This is a genomic window from Dapis purpurea BLCC-M126, from assembly GCF_050015975.1.
Lineage (GTDB): Bacteria > Cyanobacteriota > Cyanobacteriia > Cyanobacteriales > Microcoleaceae > Trichodesmium.
Window position 1 is genome coordinate 4,989 of the sequence record NZ_JBNHER010000071.1, and the last position, 18,266, is coordinate 23,254.

Below are 18,266 nucleotides of genomic sequence, written 5' to 3' on the forward strand. Positions count from 1 at the left end.
TGTTTCAAGGAATCAAAGAAAAGTATCCAGAGCAACCTCATGGTTACGAACGTGCGGCCAAATTAACTCATTTTTTGCTAGATTGGGAGTTGGCTTTGGAGCGATGGAATCAGGCCATTGCTAAGTTTCCTCACAATATTGCTTATCAAGTAGAGAAAGGCAATGTTTTGATAAATTTATCTCGGTTTGATGAAGCAGAGGCAGTGTTTCAAGGAGTCAAACAAAGGTTTCCAGAGCAGCCTCATGGGTATGATGGTTATGCCAGAGTGGCTCATAGTTGGGTAGATTTGGAGTTAGCTTTGGAGCGGTGGTCAGAGGCTATTGCTAAGTTTCCCGATCGCATCAATTTTCAAATTTACAAAGGCAATGTCTTGATAAAATTATTTCGGTTTGATGAAGCGGATGTAGTGTTTCAAGGAATCAAACAAAGGTTTCCAGAACAACCTCATGGGTATGATGGTTATGCCAGGGTGGCTCATAGTTGGGGAGATTTGGAATTGGCTTTGGAGCGGTGGGAAGAAGCTATTGCTAAGTTGCCCAACCATTTTCAATTTTACCTGTGCAAAGGCGATGCGTTGATTAATCTGTTTAGGTATGAGGAAGCAGAAACTTGGTTTGAAGAAGTTGTTGCCAAATACCCCCATCGACATGAAGGATTATTCCAAAGTGCTTCTTTAGCTAGACGATTAGGAAATCTGGAGTTGGCCAAGCAAAAGTGGGAACTAGCTATTCAACATTTGCCAGAGCAGATTCCCGCTTATTGTGAGGCAGCCAGGGATTTGAAAGCTCTGGGGCGTTTTGCAGAGGCAGAGGAAAAATTCCGACAGGCTTTGCAGAAGAGTCCCAATGATTTAACCGCATTGCTTCAGGGCGGAATTTTAGCAAGCCAACAGGAAAATAGAGAGTTAGCTTTGGAGAGATTTGAGCGAATTATTGAGTATCATCCTCCTCAAAAAAGTATTGATGCTTATATACTGGCGGCAACGGAGTTAAAATATTTAGGTCGCCAGGACGAGGCGATCGCCAAGTATGAGCAGGTTTTAAATTTCAATCGCAGTCCTCACCTCCACCTTGAAGTTAAACTCTTAGGCACGTCTTTGACTTGTATTCAGGAACTAGGTTTGTTGCTCGACCGACTGGTTACAAAACCACCGGATAGTATTAAACATATTATCTATTTAGCCAGATTAACAAAGCAAATACTATGTTCTGGAATTTCTCGAAAGCCTTATTCTATTGGCTTTGTAGCTCAAGATGCTCCTTCGTTGCTGCCCAAATTAAAGCTCTTAAAAAAATTGTTTTGGCAAGTTCTTGCTACCCAAGAGGATTGTAAAAAGTGGAATTTGGGCATTGCTGATTTTGGGTATGATTTGTATTTGTTAGCGATCGCTCAACTATTGAATGAAAAATACTTGAGATTATTCAGTTTTTATTTTCATACCTTGATTCAGCAATGGCAGCAGGATTTATTAGTGTTAAAACACCTCAATATAGCTATCCAACTTCTCGAAAAAGAATCTCAGAGATTAAATAGTAGCGAGTGCGAAAGGGTCAAGCAGGTTCCCTCACCAATTGCTCCGCAATTGATCGATAATTTGTGTTTTGAAGATTTGTCATCATCTGCACGCTATATAATTGGTAGGGACGAACTTCTGGAAAGCTCTAAGAGAAAAGCTGCAACTACATTTTCACCATTAATGGATGAAGAAAAGGTGTTTTTTGAAGTTCCGATCCGAAATTTTGTAAGTTCGCTGAAGCTGAGAAGCAGACAAGATATTTTTATATATAAAGATGTTGTTTGGAATGCTCCATTTGCTTTTTCTCAAGGATATATTATTCCTCATTACGGTCTTAAAATATCTGATAAATTTGTTAATGAATTTGTTGATGACAATCCTAGTAGTGCAAAAGAACACGTCGCCAAATACGATACTTTTAAGTATATAATCGATCCTAGACCAACTTTAAAAGAGATACCTGTTAGCAAAAAAGTACTTAATACATATTATGAAGATGATGTAGTTTTCGGTTTACCCGTTGTTGGTTATATTTGGGGAGCATATCAGAACTACGGTCATTTACTGCTAGACCAAATTCCTAGCTTGATTCTGTATCAAAAGCTGAATTTATCGTGCAAAATATTTGTTCCCCACATTACGGATAGCCACTGGGACATCCTTAACGCTTTGAACATACCAAAAGAGCAAATTTTGGTGAAGCCAGAGCATAAGTTTAAGCACTTAATAATTAGTGTATATCGATATGAAATAGAAATGCTAGAGTTTTATAGAAGATTAAGATGTTCGATTGCAGCAAATAGTTCGGATAAATTTCCCGAATATTGTCTTAGGAAAATATACGTTTCACGCAGATACTCTTCCTACAGACATATGGCTAATGAAATAGAAGTAGAAGAGTTAATGAAAAGCTTAGGTTTTTCCATTATTTATCTTGAAAGGCTGAGTTTTGAAGAAACAGCGCTGCTAATGCACCATGTTTCTCTGGTAGTTGCTCCTTTCGGCGCTAGTTTGGGAAGCTTCATCTTATGTCGTGCCCGCACTACTCTTGTTATTATATTTCCGCCAGATGCTTATCTCCTGCCAGATGTTTATAAAATTCTTGTTTTAGGGGAATATCAGTTTTATCCACTATCTGGAGATAAAACTGTTAACGGCTGGCAAATCAATACAGACAAATTAGAAAAAGTCGTTACTAAACTAGTTGAGGGTCAAGTCAAGAATTAAACTGGGCGATCCTGATTCCAAAGCTAATACTTTGGGAGCGGTGGTTAGCATTAAACCAGCCGAAGCAATCTCTCTCGAAAAAAGTTTTAAAGTTAGATTGCTTCGGGGGGAGCTATCTAAAAAAACAAAATTAATTGCTGTCTCCCCCCCTCGCTGCCGACATCCAATGTCTTAAGTCAGTAGAGTTCTTCCTACAAATAGATATCTCCAAAAAAGGTTCTCAAACCCTTACCCCGCCGTTCCCAAATCCGTATTTTTGGAGATGTCTAATGAAGCGATCGCCCCCATTAACTAAACTGAAACTTTTGCTAAAAGTTTACGTTCCAACTTATGAGAAGCCATTTGGCGAATCTGCTCCACAGTTTCTTGACCAAACTTGCGAGCAATCATCTCCAAATACCCAGGATTATTGTAATAAACTTGGAAAGCCTTATCTCGAAACTCCAACACTTGAGCGGAAGACAGATAATTAGTTCCCAAAGGCATCGTATCAAATCCGTGTTGGGAGTAACCAGTCCAACTCTCAGGCAAAGGCAAACCCTCTTCAACTGCTTTATCGTACAAAGCAGAACCAGGGTAAGCCATCCCCGAGTAGAAGCTAATGAAGTCGCATTTCAAGTCTAGAGCTAAATCCAAAGTTGCCTCCATGGTTTCCAAATCGTCCTCTGGCAAACCAATAATATAGTTAGAAATGATATACATACCTGCATTCCTAATCTTGTTAACAGTTCCGTGAATCTCTTCTTGCTTGTATCCTTTCTGAACGTCATCTCGCACCTTTTGGCTGGCATTCTCTATTCCCAATGCCATCCAATTAAAACCAGCCCGCTTCAGCTTATCCAGCATATCGTCCCTTATTGTATCCACACGAGCGCAAGCCCAAATATTCAAGTCATAGCCCCGTTCGATAATCCCATCGCAAATCCCCAAAACATGTTTGGGATTTAGCACGAACATCTCATCAGAAATCTTAAGATTCTTAACCCCATACTTATTCACCAGCAAGTCTATTTCCTCCATCACTCGCTGAGGACTCCAAAAACGGTAGCTATTGATCATTTTCTTGTACCCCAACTTCTCCTCTCCACTTTTGAAAGGAGATTGGATACAACAGTAACTACAGTGAAAAGGACAGCCCAATGTCGTGTAAAGCGCGGCATAAGGTTGGCGATCGCGATCGCCAAAACAATGCCAGTTATGGGCCCTATACTTTTCCATCGGTAATAAATCCCAGGCAATTCCCGGCATTTCCTTCTCCAGAGCCATCAACAAAGGAGCTGCCCTATTAACCTTCACCTTATCGCCGTCCATATACCATAAACCCCGTACTTTTGTCAAGTCAGTTCCTCCCGATTTGAGGGCTTCTATCAGTTCCAGCATCGTGTAGAGTCCTTCCCCAGCAGCCACAAAATCGGCATCTTCTTCTCTTAAACTCCGCTCCGGCAAAGCTGCCACATGACCCCCTACGAGCAATACTTTTTGCTTTGGATCCTGCTGCTTAATAGCAGTACAGACAGACCCCGCCCCTGGCATCACTTGAGTAGAACCTGAAGGATGATGGCCATAAACTACAATTGCTGTTAAAAAAGGGTTTAGCTCGGCAACTCGCGCTGCAGTTTCATCTGCCGTCAATTCATCAGCGCAAGCATCAACAATTTGTACGGAAAACCCCTTGTTTCTAACAAAAGTTGCCATTAATCCTGCCCATACAGGAGGTTCTATAGCCGACAAATTCGTACTTAGAGATTGATAAATCTGCTTGCGATTTGCGGGATTTACTAATACCAGGTCTAAACTTTTTTGGCTCATAATTGTTTTTCCTTAATGCGTATTTATTTATCTTGCCCCATGTACTGGAATTATTGTTCCACTAACAAAAGAAGATTTTGGAGAAATTAACCATGAGATTAATTCAGCAACATCTTCAGGAGTTCCTAAGCGCTGGACTTTAAAAATTTTTGCACTGAAAATAGCTTTAAACCCAGTATTGGCAAGGCAAATACCTGGGCTTGCTTAAAATAGCTAAAACCTAGATATATCAAGAAAATGTTTAATTTTAGGTAAAAGCATTACTGTATAAGGGTTTAATATTACTTTCAGCCTGTTTTATCCTAAAGTCTAGGTGGCATGGCGACTAAACACTGGACGTAAGTTGGTCAGAATTTGCTCTATTCGACGTATTATGTGCATAGTATAGAGATTAGCTGGTAAAAATTTAGACATTAACCAGTATGCACCATTCCCTGACTTTTTAGTGGGGAATGTTTTTTTCCACTCAGAACTTTGTACTGTCCAGTTACATATTGTTTTGATTTATAGAATATTCTTGTGATACCATTCTAAAGTACGCCTAATTCCTTCTTCAAGATTGATAACAGGCTCCCAACCTAGCTGCTGTTTAGCTTTGTTACAATCCAGAAAAAGGCTAGTTTTAATGGTAGACTTACTTAAATCGTGTTCAATTTCCAAAGATTTCCCGGAAACTTTCACCATCATTTCCACTAACTTGCGAATTGAAATTGCTTTTCCTAACCCGCAGTTAAACAACTCATAAGGCGTTGTTTGCTTGCTTAAAGACAACTCCACAAATTTCACGAGATCGTCCACATGGAGTAAGTCCCGTTTTTCTTCCCCCGTTCCCCAGACTACAATTTTTTCATTAGCCGTCATCACCTTAGTTACAGTTGCTCCAAACACATGACTGTGTTCTAAATCGTACTTATCGTAGGGACCGTAAATGTTGGAATGACGAATAACCGTATGTCGAGTCCGACCCATACGGGCAAAAAACTCACACATTTTTTCAACATATAATTTAGTCCAACCGGTGCCAAAATATCGGGGATGAAGTTCTTGAGAGGCATCAAAATCATCCTCTAACAATGCTTTTTCCGAAGATTGATACATAACAGTGCAACTAAAAAAGACAAAATGCTCCACGTTACAATCAAAAGCTGCCCTCAAAAGCAAGGAGTTCATAACTGGACGATCAGTAATATGAACATAGGTTTGATTCACAGTATATTTTGAACCATATGTCGTTCCAGCCGCCTGAATAATAACATCCATTCCTGCAACCAAACGCTCCACATCTTGAGGATTTCGTAAATCTCCCTGATACCAAGTTACGTTGTCTAGCTCAAAAGGAGGACGCTGATGCCAAACTGCATGAACCTCATATTTATGCTTGAGAGCAAAAGATTCAGTAAAATTTCTGCCAATAAACCCAGTTGCTCCGCAAATCAATACTTTTTTCATTTATCTTGCCCCATGTACGGGAATTATTGTGCCACTAACAAAAGAAGATTTTGGAGAAATTAACCATGCTATTAATTCGGCTACATCTTCAGGAGTACCTAAGCGCCCTAAAGGTATTTGACTAATTTTGGGATGAAATTGTTCGCTCAATAAAGGGTCTTCAAAAGAGTCAATTAACCCCGGACTGACAGCGTTAACGCGAATCCCTTCATGCCCTACTTCCCTTGCTAAAGAAAGAGTCAAAGCATTTACAGCACCCTTAGATGCAGCATAAGCTAAAAGCCGATTTCCTCCAAAAGTAGCCACCTGGGAACTCAAATTAACAATCGAACCACCCATCCCCCCTTTAGAAATAGCCATAGGATTAAAAGCTGCTTTACACAGTGCCAAAAGGCTAAAGACGTTCACTTGAAAAATTTGATGCAAGTCTTCTGGGGATTTTTCTGTGAAAGGAGTTCTGCTTTCAAAAATGGCTGCATTATTAACCAGTCCCACAATTGGTTGCTTAGCCCATCCAGTCATCTCGCCAAATTTCTCCTCAATGTCGTCTGTTTCTAACCTTAACTGAAAGGACTTTGCCTTTTGCCCCATTTCATAAATTTGAGATACTATATTATCCGCCTTTTCCTGGGAAGAATGCCATGTTAAGATGACATCGTATCCCAATCGTGCGAGGCAAAGGGATGTTGCTTTGCCAATGCCACGACTGCCTCCGGTAACGATGACGGTTCCCCGTTCTTTTGTCATTGTCTGACGTCTAGCCTCCAGAATTACAACATTAATTTTCTTTTTTGTCAAGTTTTTTTTCCAAGTTCCGTTAATACCTTATAACCGTCTATAGGCTAACCAACTTAGAATGGCGATCAGCTAATTTTTGATAAGAATGCAAATAACGCCCTCGCTTGCTGCCATACCATACCACTTCGCGAAGCCAGTCATCCAATGATGAAAAGCTCTTTTCAATCCTGACTTCTACCCCAAAACCTTCACTATTTCTTTCCAATCCAGTAAAATTGCCGTGGATTCGTGCGTCATATACGTCCCCAATGTTCCAAAATGTTTTAAAACTAGACTTTTGATGTTGCTGTCCGGCAGGTAAATTTAAAAGATTAAAGTTAAACAAACAGCTTTCTTCTGCAATTTCATTAAGACTCTTTATCCCATAATGGGAAGCAATCTCTGGGAGACTCTCCACTGTTGCTGATACCAACAAATTAGAAATTTCACCGTATAAAGAATCAAACCCACCATTAGTCGCAAACTCGATGAAAATATACTCATCTACTATCCAGTAAATGTTCAGCCAATCCTTGGAGTGTAGGTACTCTGGTGCCCCGTTGACAATAGCATTAGCATTTTCCCTGAGTTTTTGGACAATAGAAGCTAGGACTGGATACTTTTCAGCACTGGCATTCATAAATGCTCCGACGATCCTTAACAAAGGAAGACCTATTCCTCCATTGAAAGTAGCAAGGGGAATCTGTGCAACTTTATCAAAGTACAGGAATGCTACAAGCCAAGAAGCAGAACGAATTTCTATCCATCCCTCAATTGACAGTGTATTAGTACCAACCACCAGTTCTTGTCTTTCCGCAATGTCTTCATCGCTATCTTTGAAGCCATGCCTATTAACAATATCTGTAAAAACCGTTTTTATCTGGTATTGCTCTCGATACTCCGGCCTTGCCATTTCTGCATTGGGAAGTATTGAGAGGTTATTAAATTGAATCCGATTATGTTGTCCGCTTTCAATTAATTTGCATAGCCCTTCCACAAAAGATTCGTAAGTTTCTCCAGGCAGTCCTAATATCAGGTCTGAATATGTGGTTACGCTGTCGCGAATGAATCTTTTTTGTAGCTCGAAATAACTAGATAGCTTGATATTGCTTCTTTTTATATTAGAAAGAGCTTCCTCTGATAAGGTCTGCATAGAAAGGGTAACTCCTCTACTGAGTCCATAATCGTAGAGTATTGTTTGCATCAAATAAGACCTTTCCGTGCTGTTTTTTGTGTTTTGAACTGATAGAGCGTGGGGATAACCCGTTTTCTGTTTCATCTTACCTACCATTTCTGCTATTTTTGGATCTCTGGGAAACATACCAAAGTTGGCATCGCAACAAAAGAGGTATTCTACCTTTTTATTGCTGAACCATTTAACTTCTTCCTCAAGCCTTTCATAAGAAAACTGTCCAATTTGTTTGGAACTGGTGGCGGAGCCCCAGTCGCAATAGGTACAGGAGAAAGGGCAGCCTCGGTTTGTCTCCCAAAGGCCAATCCACTGTTCCGTTGGATTTGACTCAATAAGTTTGTCAAAAACCCCAGATAGAAAGGGGGAAGGAATCTCTTCAAGGTCTCGAATACGAGGGGCGCGATCGCTGATAATGACTTTTCCCCCATCGTCGATGTAGGTACTGTTGGGAATTTCACCTCTATGCTCTTTTAGCAACTCCTCCAGCAGGATACTCACTGCAATTTCACCCTCGTTATGGAGTGCCATGTCAATATAGGGGTTTTCCCTCAGAAACTCTTCGGCATTGTCTGGAACTGATGGACCGCCAGCAAAGACAAAGCCACGGGGATTAATTTCTTTGAATGCTTTGGCAATGGACAGAGAAATTCTGGTATTCCAAGCGTACATACTCAGTCCTACTATATCTGCATTCTCAATAGCTCTTATGATGTTGCCAAGTTTATCTCTTTTATATATGAATGGTAAAAACTGATATTCTGATGCTGCATCCGATTTATTAGTAAAATAACTTCTGAGAATGCCCGCCGAGTAAGGTAGATAATTTTGATTTGAGAAGGAGTTGTTAATTTGAATCAGGGAAACTTTTTTCTTAGCTTTTATCATTGTTTTATCCTTCAATACTTCGGACAGTTTTTAGACTCAAGGGTGAAAAAAGCCCCAAGTCTATTACAATAGCATAATGTCCATTTTAATCAAGTTGAGGCTAACATGAAAATTGTAGAGACCATTTTACAGCAAATTGGCAATTTATCCAAACCCAAGCAAAAATTCATTCTAGGTTTGTTTTCCACAATCTTCATCGTCTGCGGTCAAGTAAATTTCACTAACGCTAGTAGATAACGATATCGATATTAGCATCTAAGAGATCGGAATCTCCGAATAAACCAGCAACATATGTTCGGAATGTCTTTTTTTGACTCTTCCGGGTAAATAAACGCTTCAATTTGTTGACACCAAGATTCAAAGCGTCTTGGCATGGCTTCAATAACCTGATCTTCCATTGGACTACACTGCTCCTACTGAGTCTGACGTAAACCTCTCACCGTTACAACATTAATTTTCTTTTTTGTCAAGTTTTTTTCAAAGTCCCGGTAATCTTTATCTGTCCTTACTTATGGGTAAAGTATAGACCGTCTATAGGCTAACCAACTTGGAATGGCGATCGGCGAATTTTTGATAAGAATGTAAATAACGCCCTCGCTTGTTGCCATACCATACAACTTCGCGAAGCCAGTCATCCAATGATGAAAAGCTCTTTTCAATCTTGACTTCTACCTCAAAACCTTGACTTTTTCTTTCCAATCCAGTGAAGTTGCCATGGATTCGTGCGTCATATACGTCTCCAATGTTCCAGAATGTTTTAAAACTAGACTTTTGATGTTGCTGTCCGGCAGGTAAATTTAAAAGATTAAAGTTAAACAAACAGCTTTCTTCTGCAATTTCATTAAGACTCTTTATCCCATAATGGGAAGCAATCTCTGGGAGACTCTCCACTGTTGCTGATACCAACAAATTAGAAATTTCACCGTATAAAGAATCAAACCCACCATTAGTCGCAAATTCAATGAAAAGATATTCATCTACTGGCCAGTAGATGTTGAGCCAATCCTGAGAGTGTAGGTATTCTGGTGCGCCATTGACAATAGCATTGGCATTTTCCCTTAGCTTTTGAACAATAGAAGCTAGGACTGGATACTGTCGATCGCTAGCATTCATAAATACATCAACAATCCTTAACAAAGGAAGACCTATTCCTCCATTGAAAGTAGCAAGAGGAATCTGTGCGACTTTATCGAAGTATAGGAATGCTACAAGCCAACAAACAGAGCGAATTTCTATCCATTCCTCAGTTGACAGTGTATTAGTACCAACTACCAGTTCTTGTCTTTCTGCAATATCTTCATCCCCATCTTTAAAGCCATGCATATTAACAATGTCTGTAAAGACCGTTTTTATCTGGTATTGTTCTCTATACTCTGGCCTTGCCATTTCCGCATTGGGAAGTATTGAGAGGTTATTAAATTGAATTCGGTTATGTTGTCCGCTTTCAACTAATTTGCATAACCCTTCAACAAAAGATTCGTAAGTTTCTCCAGGCAACCCTAATATCAGGTCTGAATATGTGGGCACGTTGTCCTGAATGAATCTTTTTTGTAGCTCGAAATAACTGGATAGCTTGATATTGCTTCTTTTTATATTAGAAAGAGCTTCTTCTGATAATGTTTGCATAGAAAGGGTGACTCCTTTATTTAGTCCATAATCACAGAGTATTTTTTGTGTCAAATAAGACCTTTCGGTGCTGTTTTTTGTGTTTTGAACTGATAGAGCGTGGGGATAACCTGTTTTCTGTTTCATCTTACCTACCATTTCTGCTATTTTCGGGTCTCTGGGAAACATACCAAAGTTAGCATCGCAACAAAAGAGGTATTCTATCTTTTTGTCGCTGAACCATTTAATTTCTTCCTCAAGTCTTTCGTCTGAAAACTGTCCAATTTGTTTGGAATTAGTAGCAGAACCCCAGTCACAGTAGGTACAGGAGAAAGGGCAGCCCCGGTTTGTCTCCCAAAGACCAATCCATTGTTCCGTTGGATTTGACTCAATAAGTTCGTCAAAAACCCCAGATAGAAAAGGGGAAGAAATCTCCTCAAGGTCTCGAATCCGAGTAGCTCGTTCGCTGGTAATGACTTTTCCCCCATCGTCGATATAGGTACTGCTGGGGATTTGGCCTTTATGCTCCTTCAGACACTCTTCTAGCAGAATAGTCACTGCAATTTCACCCTCGTTATGGAGTGCCAGATCGATGTAAGGATTTTCCTTCAGAAAATCTCCAGCATTATCTGGAACTGATGGGCCACCAGCAAATACAAAACCATAAGGATTAATTTCTTTGAATGCTTTGGCAATGGACAGAGAAATTCTGGTATTCCAGGCGTACATACTTAGTCCTAGTACATCTGCATTCTCAATGACTCTTATGATGTTGCCAAGCTTATCTCTTTTATATATGAATGGTAAAAATTGATATTCTGATGCTGCATCCGATTTATTAGTAAAATAACTTCTGAGAATACCAGCTGAGTAAGGTAGATAATTTTGATTTGAGAAGGAGTTGTTAATTTGAATCAGGGAAATTTTTTTCTTAGCTTTTCTCATTGTTTTATTATCAATAAATTTAGTAAAACTTTGATTTATTAGGACTTACGCAAAGGTACTACATAAGGGGTATTGGTGCGTTACGCTAGCGCTAACACACCCTACTGGACTGTTTCACCTTAAATGTTGCAATAGCAAATTTTTAAGAGATAACTTCCTCTAGTTGTAATCACAAATCTAAAGCACTATTTTAGATGAAACAGTCTACTACTAATCGCGTTCATGCGTAAGTCCTGTTTATATTAAAGTTACCCGGATAACTCTTTCCTAGAATCGCGAATGCAAAGCACTGGCGCAACTAGCAGCTTTAATTTTTGGGTAATTGATTTAGAATATAACACAACTCCAGAATCTTTTCCTTTTCTAAATCTGGATAATTCCCAATATAGAAACCATAGAAATGAACGTGGTCTATATTAGGATATTGAGACAAATCTGGTTCTCCTATCAATTTCTTTAAGTAAGGTTGCCGTAACTGATTTCCACCTCCAGAAGTACCTCTACGAAACTCAACTTTGGCTTCGCCCATAGCTTGCATTACTTGTTCGCATAAAACTGGATCTGCTTCTTTAAGGATGAGAGTAAAAGCATAGTTACAGCTACCCTCCGTTTCAAAGTCAGTTTGATATTTATTGGAGTCTAAATTATCTAAAAATAGATGTAAATTTTCAGTACGAATTTTGTTATTGGCATCCAGTCGCTTCAGTTGGGAACGACCGATGACTGCATTAATTTCCGTACTCCTAACATTATAGGAGGGAAAAGCAAAAATAAAATCGGGGTTGAGGTCTGGATGCTTTTCATAATAAGATTTTTTTAACTCTTGGGAAGTAGATTCTCTAACCATGCCATGAGAACGAAGCATCCTTAGAGTTTCATACAAATTTGCATCATTAGTACAAATCGTACCTCCCTCAATGGTACTCATGTGATGGGCGTAGTAATAGGAAAAATTCGACATCAAGCCAAAAGTTCCTAACTTTTTCCCCTGAAAAGTTGCCCCGTGGGACTCGCAGACATCTTCGATTAGGGGAACATTTCTAGCTTCCAGTTCATCTAACAATCTCTGATCGAGACCGTTATACCCCAAAATATGAGTTATAAATACGGCTTTAGTTTCTGGAGTCAGTTTCTCAATAACTTGGTCAATATCCATTCCCAGAGTGCGAGGATTAATATCCACAAATACTGGTTTGTGCCCAGATTGAATCACTGAGGCAATATCTGAAACCCAAGTTAGAGTCGGAACGATAATTTCCCCTAGTCCGTAGATTTCCCTAATAGCGCACATTGTTAGCAAATTAGCTGAGGAACCAGAATTAACAAAGACGCTGTATTTAACTCCTAACCACTCAGACCATTCTTGCTCTAAAGCTCGTACTTGCTTGGATTGAGTTAGGATGGGGTCGTCTTGTTTGAGAAATTCAATTACTGCATCTAAATCTGCTCGCGTGATGTTGTTTTTCATCAGCGGCCAATTTAGGTTTTTATTAGTAGCTGTTGGTGTATTAAAGGTCATTTCAGTTATCAGGATTTCCTGGAATAGAGAGGCTTAAAATAATATTTTTGCCATTCCTATTAGGGAATAAGCAATAGGCAATAGGGAAAATTAATTCATAATTTATAGATAAGAATTGATTTTATTTTTGATTTTTGGAGATTTCTAATTATTAATTATTAATTATTAATTATTCATTATTCATTACTTAAAACGGTCCTTTAAATTCAAGATCTTTCAAATCTTCTCGTTCTTCTGGCAACCAACCTTTCTCCCCTTTTACCAATTCATAAGCTGTGGCAGCGATTGTACGTCCGTTAGGATAGAACAAATTCTCTAAGCTGGGAGTGGTAGGACAGGTTACTGGAGCAAACCCCAAGCTGCACACCTGTATTTGACGTTCTCCTTGCAAGCGTTCGATGGCCCTCAGAACAATTTCCGAACCAGCACCACAGGTAGTCCAACCATTGTCCACTACACAGAGCTTACCAGTTCTACCTACCGAATCCACAATTGTATCCATATCTAGGGGACTCAACCAAATTGGGTCGATTACTTCAGCTTCAATGTCCATTTCCTGAAGATAAGCCCTAGCCCGCAGGCACTCTATTTGCATAAAGGAAATTCCCACTAAAGTTACATCATTCCCAAATGCAGTGATTCTAGCCTTACCAGGAGGCACGGTATAAGTGTTTTCCGGTACAGGCCCTTTTTGGAAGTGGAGGATGCGATGCTCAACATACATAACCGGGTTTTCATCCCTCATAGCTGCGATCAAACAGCCTTTGGCATCGTAAGGGGTTGTTGGGGCTACCACTTTCAAGCCAGGAACGTGCATGAAAAAGGAATACAGTCCTTGGGAATGCTGGGCACCTTGTCCCCAGCTTTTACCAATCATGGAACGAACCACTAGGGGAATATTGACTTGACCACCATACATATAGGAACTTTTAGCTGCTACATTGACCAATTGATTCATGGCCAACATCAGAAAATCCATGCGGATATGAATATGAATGGGGCGCAGTCCGGCTAAAGCCATGCCTATAGCTGCTCCAGTCATGGCATCTTCTGATAGGGGCGTGCCAAATAATCGCTCTTGACCGTATTTTTCGAGTAAACCTTTAGTGGTTCCTTGAATTGCTTTGGGGTCATCTACATCAAGTCCAAAGACGATAGTTGAGTCATCCCTTGCCATTTCTTGGTCTGTTGCTTCCCGGATGGCTTCCACATAAGAAATTTTTCGCGAACTTGGGGTTTGAACTGCTGGTAATACTGATGTTTGAGCTAAAGATTCTTTATAGACATCTGTAAATAAATCGGCAGCTTCAGGAAACGGACTTTCTTCAGCAAATTGAATAGCAGCTTGAATCTCAGCTTCTACTTCTGCTTCAATTTGCGATCGCCTTTCCTCCTCAACTAACCCTGCTAATTTCAGCACTTGGTCGTTCTCGATCCAAGGTTCGGCTTCTTCTGGAGTGCGATAACCCAAGTGGTAATCCTCATTCGGGCCAACGTGTTCTTTCCAGCGGTAGGTCATGCACTCAAAGAAAAACGGCCCTTTTTCACCATTGCGAAGAGCTTTAGCTGCGGCACCAATTTTTTCGTAGATTTGGAAAGTATCGTTATTTTCTATCCTTTCTGCGGGCATTCCATAGCTGCGGGCGCGATCGCAGATATTATCCAAAGGCTGGCGGAGTCGCTGGTGGGTATGAATCGCATAAAAATTATTTTCACAAACAAAAATTATTGGCAAACCCTTGAGGGCAGCAAAATTCATACTTTCATGAAAAACCCCTTCATCTGGAGCCCCATCCCCAAAAACGCTGACTACAATCTGCTTTTCCCTTCGGTATTGCAAAGCATAAGCATATCCCACCGCATTCGGGATAGTACTTCCCACCACAGCAGAAGCCCCCATAACCCTTGCAGCTAGATTTATCAAGTGCATCGACCCACCTTTACCTCTGGCGCACCCGCTAGCTTTGCCATACAGTTCGGCAAACATCTCCTTGAGATTGCCACCCTTGGCTAAATAAAGAGCGTGACTCCTATAAGTGCCAAAAACCAGATCATCAGCTTGTAAAGCTTCACAAATTCCTACAGACACGGCTTCTTGGCCGATAGACAAATGTACCGGGCTTTTTATTTTGTCTGAGGGATAGATTCTGGCTATTTCTTCTTCCGTTCGTCTAATAAGGTAAATAGAGCGATAAAATTTTTCGTACAGTGCGGAATCGTACATTAGTTATTTTTTATTATTTTCGTTTGCTAAAAACCACTCGTAAGTTATCCCTAGAGCATCCTCAAAAGATATTTTTGGCTGCCATCCCATCAATTTCAACTTTCTTGATTCTAAAGCTTTTAACGGCATACCATCCGGCTTGCTCGGGTCAAAACGCAATTTTCCCGAATAACCTACTACATTTTGAACCAATTCTGCAAGTTCTCGAATTGATACATCCAGACCTCCAGCAATATTAATAGGTTCGGAATTGTCATAATTTTGCATCAAAAAGATACAAGCATCGGCGATGTCATCTACAAAAACGAACTCTCGTCGAGGAGTACCGCTACCCCAAATTTCCACAAACTCCGCACCAGCAACTTTAGCCTCGTGCATTTTGCGCAGTAGGGCAGGGATAACATGAGAATCCTCCAGACTAAAATCATCCCCAGGTCCAAAAAAATTTGCAGGTATTCCACTTACAAACTTGGCTCCATACTGCTGCCAATAGGCTTGACATAACTTGAAACCCGCAATTTTAGCAACAGCATAGCTTTCGTTAGTCGGTTCCAAATAGCCACTAAGCAGCGACTCTTCAGACATCGGCTGGGGGCAGTGTTTGGGATAACTGCAAGGACTTGCCAAATAGAGTAATTTCTTCACCCCATTGCGATAAGCACTATCGATGACGTGACTGACAACCAGGAGATTATCCAGCATCAATTCTGCGGGATATCTCTGATTTGCCCTAATTCCACCAGACTTACCAGCAACCAAAAACACATATTCGGGACGATCTCTGGCAAAAAAATCATCGACTATACCCTGGTTGGTTAAATCTGGTTCTTCTGGGGGTTCGCCAACTAGGTTTTTATAGCCTCGAATTTTTAGTTGTTGAAGCAAGGCCGAGCCAATTAAGGTTTCTCCCCCTGCAACAAAAATTTTGGCATTTTGTTCCACTGCATTTCTCATATTACGAACTATGGGTGGATTCTCGAAAAGCTTCCACTTCTTGATTCAAACGATACTTGTCTAGTGCAGAGTAATCTTCTTGTTGAGCTTCGCAAAAGATTATTTGGCTGCCCGTAAATTCAAATTTAAACGGTACATAAATTAACTTATTTAGCTTTTCTCTAATTTCTATTTGTTTCTCAGGCGGTACAAATAGCAGCAAAAAACCACCTCCACCGGCTCCGGTTAGCTTCCCACCAATAGCGCCCGAATCTCTTGCTAGCTGGTAAAGCTCGTCAATTTCTGGGTTAGAAACGCGATCGCTCAAACTCCGCTTTGCTTGCCAAGCCTCATGGAGCAATTCCCCAAAAGCCATCAAATCTTTACCGCTGTTTAAAATATCAATACTTTCCTCCACTAAATCTTTGAGAATTCTTAACTGCCTTTTTTTAGCATTGATGTCATTAACATAACTTTCAGCGATGTCTGATGCAGTGCGCTTAATACCGCTATAAAATAGCATCAAGTGGGAATTAAGTTCTTTAATGCGCTCTTGAGTTAGAGTTACCGGTCTTACGGAAAACTCATCGTTGGCAAGAAAAGTTACATGGTTGAGACCCCCATAAGCAGCCAAAACCTGATCCTGACACCCTACAGTTTCTTTGAGCATCTCTTGTTCTATGTTTATGCTCTCCTTTGCCAGTTGTTGCTTGCTAGGCATTTGGCCTTGGAGAGCATATAGAGCGTGGAGAAGTCCTACAGTAAAAGCAGAACTAGAACCCATACCGCTGCGAGCGGGCAAATCTCCGTCATGGTGAATTTCCACTCCCCGCTCTATTTCCAAATAGCGCAAAATTTCTCTAACTGAGGGATGGGTTATGTCGTCAATGGAATGACAATTCTCTATTTTAGAATAAACTACTCGAATGCGATGCTCGAAAAAGGGGGGCAGATAGCGACAAGTGAGGTAACAATATTTATCAATAGTTGTCGCTAACACAGCTCCTCCATGTTGGCGATACCAAGCTGGATAGTCTGTGCCACCCCCAAAAAAAGAAATTCTAAACGGAGTTCTGCTGATTATCATTAGTTTCTGTTTTATCGGATATTACCAATCTGTTTTCCTTCTATAAAATCCTGCAAGGGTGCTAGAGCTGGAGGAACAATATCGGATGGTAAAGCGGTAGGTTTAAAAAAACTTAATTCCTCGCTTTCGACACTGCAAGATAATTCACCGGATATTATTTTTGCTTCTAGGATGATATCCACCAGATGAACGACATCTCCATTATCTAAAAAGGTAACAATCCGACCTTCTGCTTCGGAATAAACACCTAAAAGTCGAGTAATTTCAACATTTAGTCCGGTTTCTTCTTTTACCTCTCTAATGGCCGATTTTTGGATGGTTTCTCCAGGTTCAATTCTACCGCCAGGCAAACCCCACACACTACAATCGCTGCGTTTTTCTAGTAATATCCAGCCTTGATGGTCGGTAACAATTACGCCAGTGCCGATTCTGACACGGGTATTTGGATCAGCTTGCTTCTTGGCGTACATTTTTTCAGCAGTTGGATTCATAAGTCTCCTCCCGTATCTGCAAACAATTGCTGTTCTACTAAGCTACAGAGAATATGCTCGACTGCTAGGTGTGCTTCTTGAATGTACTGGGTGTTTTGACTGGGAACGCTAACGACTACATTTGCTAGTTGTGGTAACTTTCCACCTTCGCCAGTTAGAGCAATCGCTTTCATTCCAATTTTCTGTGCTGCTTGAACAGCACGGATAACATTACCCGAGTTGCCACTGGTGCTGATACCTATCAGAACATCTCCAGTTCTTCCCAGTGCTTCCACTTGTCGCTCGAAGACGCTATCAAAACCGCTGTCGTTTGCTATAGCACTCATAACTGATGTATCTGTGGTCATAGCAATGGCAGCTAGTCCTGGTCTTTGAAAATCCTTATTCAACCAATTAACCAATTCTCCTGCCATGTGCTGACAATCAGCTGCACTACCTCCATTGCCACACAAGAGAACTTTACCATTCAAACGTAAAGTATTACTTATCGTATCAGCAGCCATTAAAATTGACTTCATGCAGCAATCTACCATGCGACTTTTGATTTCCGCAGTTTTTGACAAATGAGAGAAGACTATCTCTTCGTATTCCAATCGGTTGTTTTTA

13 protein-coding genes are annotated in these 18,266 nt (G+C 40.4%); 1 reads left to right on the forward strand and 12 read right to left on the reverse strand.

Annotated features, from left to right (window positions below; all coding sequences use genetic code 11):
• On the forward strand, window positions 1-2,744 hold a 2,744-nt coding region (locus ACP6PL_RS06630; protein WP_426543803.1), incomplete at its 5' end, for a tetratricopeptide repeat protein.
• A gap of 291 nt (window positions 2,745-3,035) precedes the next feature.
• On the opposite strand, the gene ACP6PL_RS06635 is transcribed toward ACP6PL_RS06630, so the two are convergent.
• The 12 genes from ACP6PL_RS06635 to ACP6PL_RS06690 all read right to left on the reverse strand — a co-directional run bounded on the left by ACP6PL_RS06635 (window position 3,036) and on the right by ACP6PL_RS06690 (window position 18,253).
• A complete protein-coding gene (locus ACP6PL_RS06635) occupies window positions 3,036-4,553 on the reverse strand; it encodes a B12-binding domain-containing radical SAM protein (protein ID WP_426543805.1) in 1,518 nt (505 codons plus the stop codon).
• A gap of 27 nt (window positions 4,554-4,580) precedes the next feature.
• Entirely contained in the window at window positions 4,581-4,745 is a 165-nt protein-coding gene (locus tag ACP6PL_RS06640) for an SDR family oxidoreductase (RefSeq protein ID WP_426543861.1), read from the reverse strand.
• Window positions 4,746-5,057: 312 nt separating this feature from the next.
• Window positions 5,058-5,990, reverse strand: a complete 933-nt coding sequence (locus tag ACP6PL_RS06645) for an NAD-dependent epimerase/dehydratase family protein (protein ID WP_426543807.1) — start codon at window positions 5,988-5,990, stop codon at window positions 5,058-5,060.
• 12 nt (window positions 5,991-6,002) lie between these two features.
• Window positions 6,003-6,800: an SDR family NAD(P)-dependent oxidoreductase gene (locus ACP6PL_RS06650; protein WP_426543809.1), complete on the reverse strand. Its 798-nt coding sequence runs from the start codon at window positions 6,798-6,800 to the stop codon at window positions 6,003-6,005.
• Between the two features lie 37 nt (window positions 6,801-6,837).
• Complete coding sequence (locus tag ACP6PL_RS06655) at window positions 6,838-8,856, reverse strand: B12-binding domain-containing radical SAM protein (RefSeq protein ID WP_426543811.1); 2,019 nt, start codon at window positions 8,854-8,856, stop codon at window positions 6,838-6,840.
• A 531-nt stretch (window positions 8,857-9,387) separates the two neighbouring features.
• A complete protein-coding gene (locus ACP6PL_RS06660) occupies window positions 9,388-11,406 on the reverse strand; it encodes a B12-binding domain-containing radical SAM protein (protein ID WP_426543813.1) in 2,019 nt (672 codons plus the stop codon).
• A gap of 307 nt (window positions 11,407-11,713) precedes the next feature.
• Window positions 11,714-12,925 carry a DegT/DnrJ/EryC1/StrS family aminotransferase gene (locus tag ACP6PL_RS06665; RefSeq protein ID WP_426543815.1) on the reverse strand — a complete coding sequence of 404 codons (1,212 nt, stop codon included), beginning with the start codon at window positions 12,923-12,925 and terminating at the stop codon, window positions 11,714-11,716.
• 187 nt (window positions 12,926-13,112) lie between these two features.
• A complete protein-coding gene (locus tag ACP6PL_RS06670; protein WP_426543817.1) occupies window positions 13,113-15,149 on the reverse strand; it encodes an alpha-ketoacid dehydrogenase subunit alpha/beta in 2,037 nt (678 codons plus the stop codon).
• A 3-nt stretch (window positions 15,150-15,152) separates the two neighbouring features.
• The gene (locus ACP6PL_RS06675; protein ID WP_426543819.1) at window positions 15,153-16,103 is read right to left on the reverse strand and encodes a GDP-L-fucose synthase family protein; all 951 of its coding nucleotides are present in this window, start codon (window positions 16,101-16,103) and stop codon (window positions 15,153-15,155) included.
• Between the two features lies 1 nt (window position 16,104).
• Window positions 16,105-17,169, reverse strand: coding sequence for a GHMP family kinase ATP-binding protein (locus ACP6PL_RS06680; RefSeq protein ID WP_426543821.1), 1,065 nt, complete (start codon window positions 17,167-17,169; stop codon window positions 16,105-16,107).
• 11 nt (window positions 17,170-17,180) lie between these two features.
• Entirely contained in the window at window positions 17,181-17,639 is a 459-nt protein-coding gene (locus ACP6PL_RS06685) for an NUDIX domain-containing protein (protein WP_426543823.1), read from the reverse strand.
• Between the two features lie 17 nt (window positions 17,640-17,656).
• Complete coding sequence (locus tag ACP6PL_RS06690) at window positions 17,657-18,253, reverse strand: D-sedoheptulose-7-phosphate isomerase (RefSeq protein WP_426543825.1); 597 nt, start codon at window positions 18,251-18,253, stop codon at window positions 17,657-17,659.
• Window positions 18,254-18,266 lie beyond the last annotated feature (13 nt).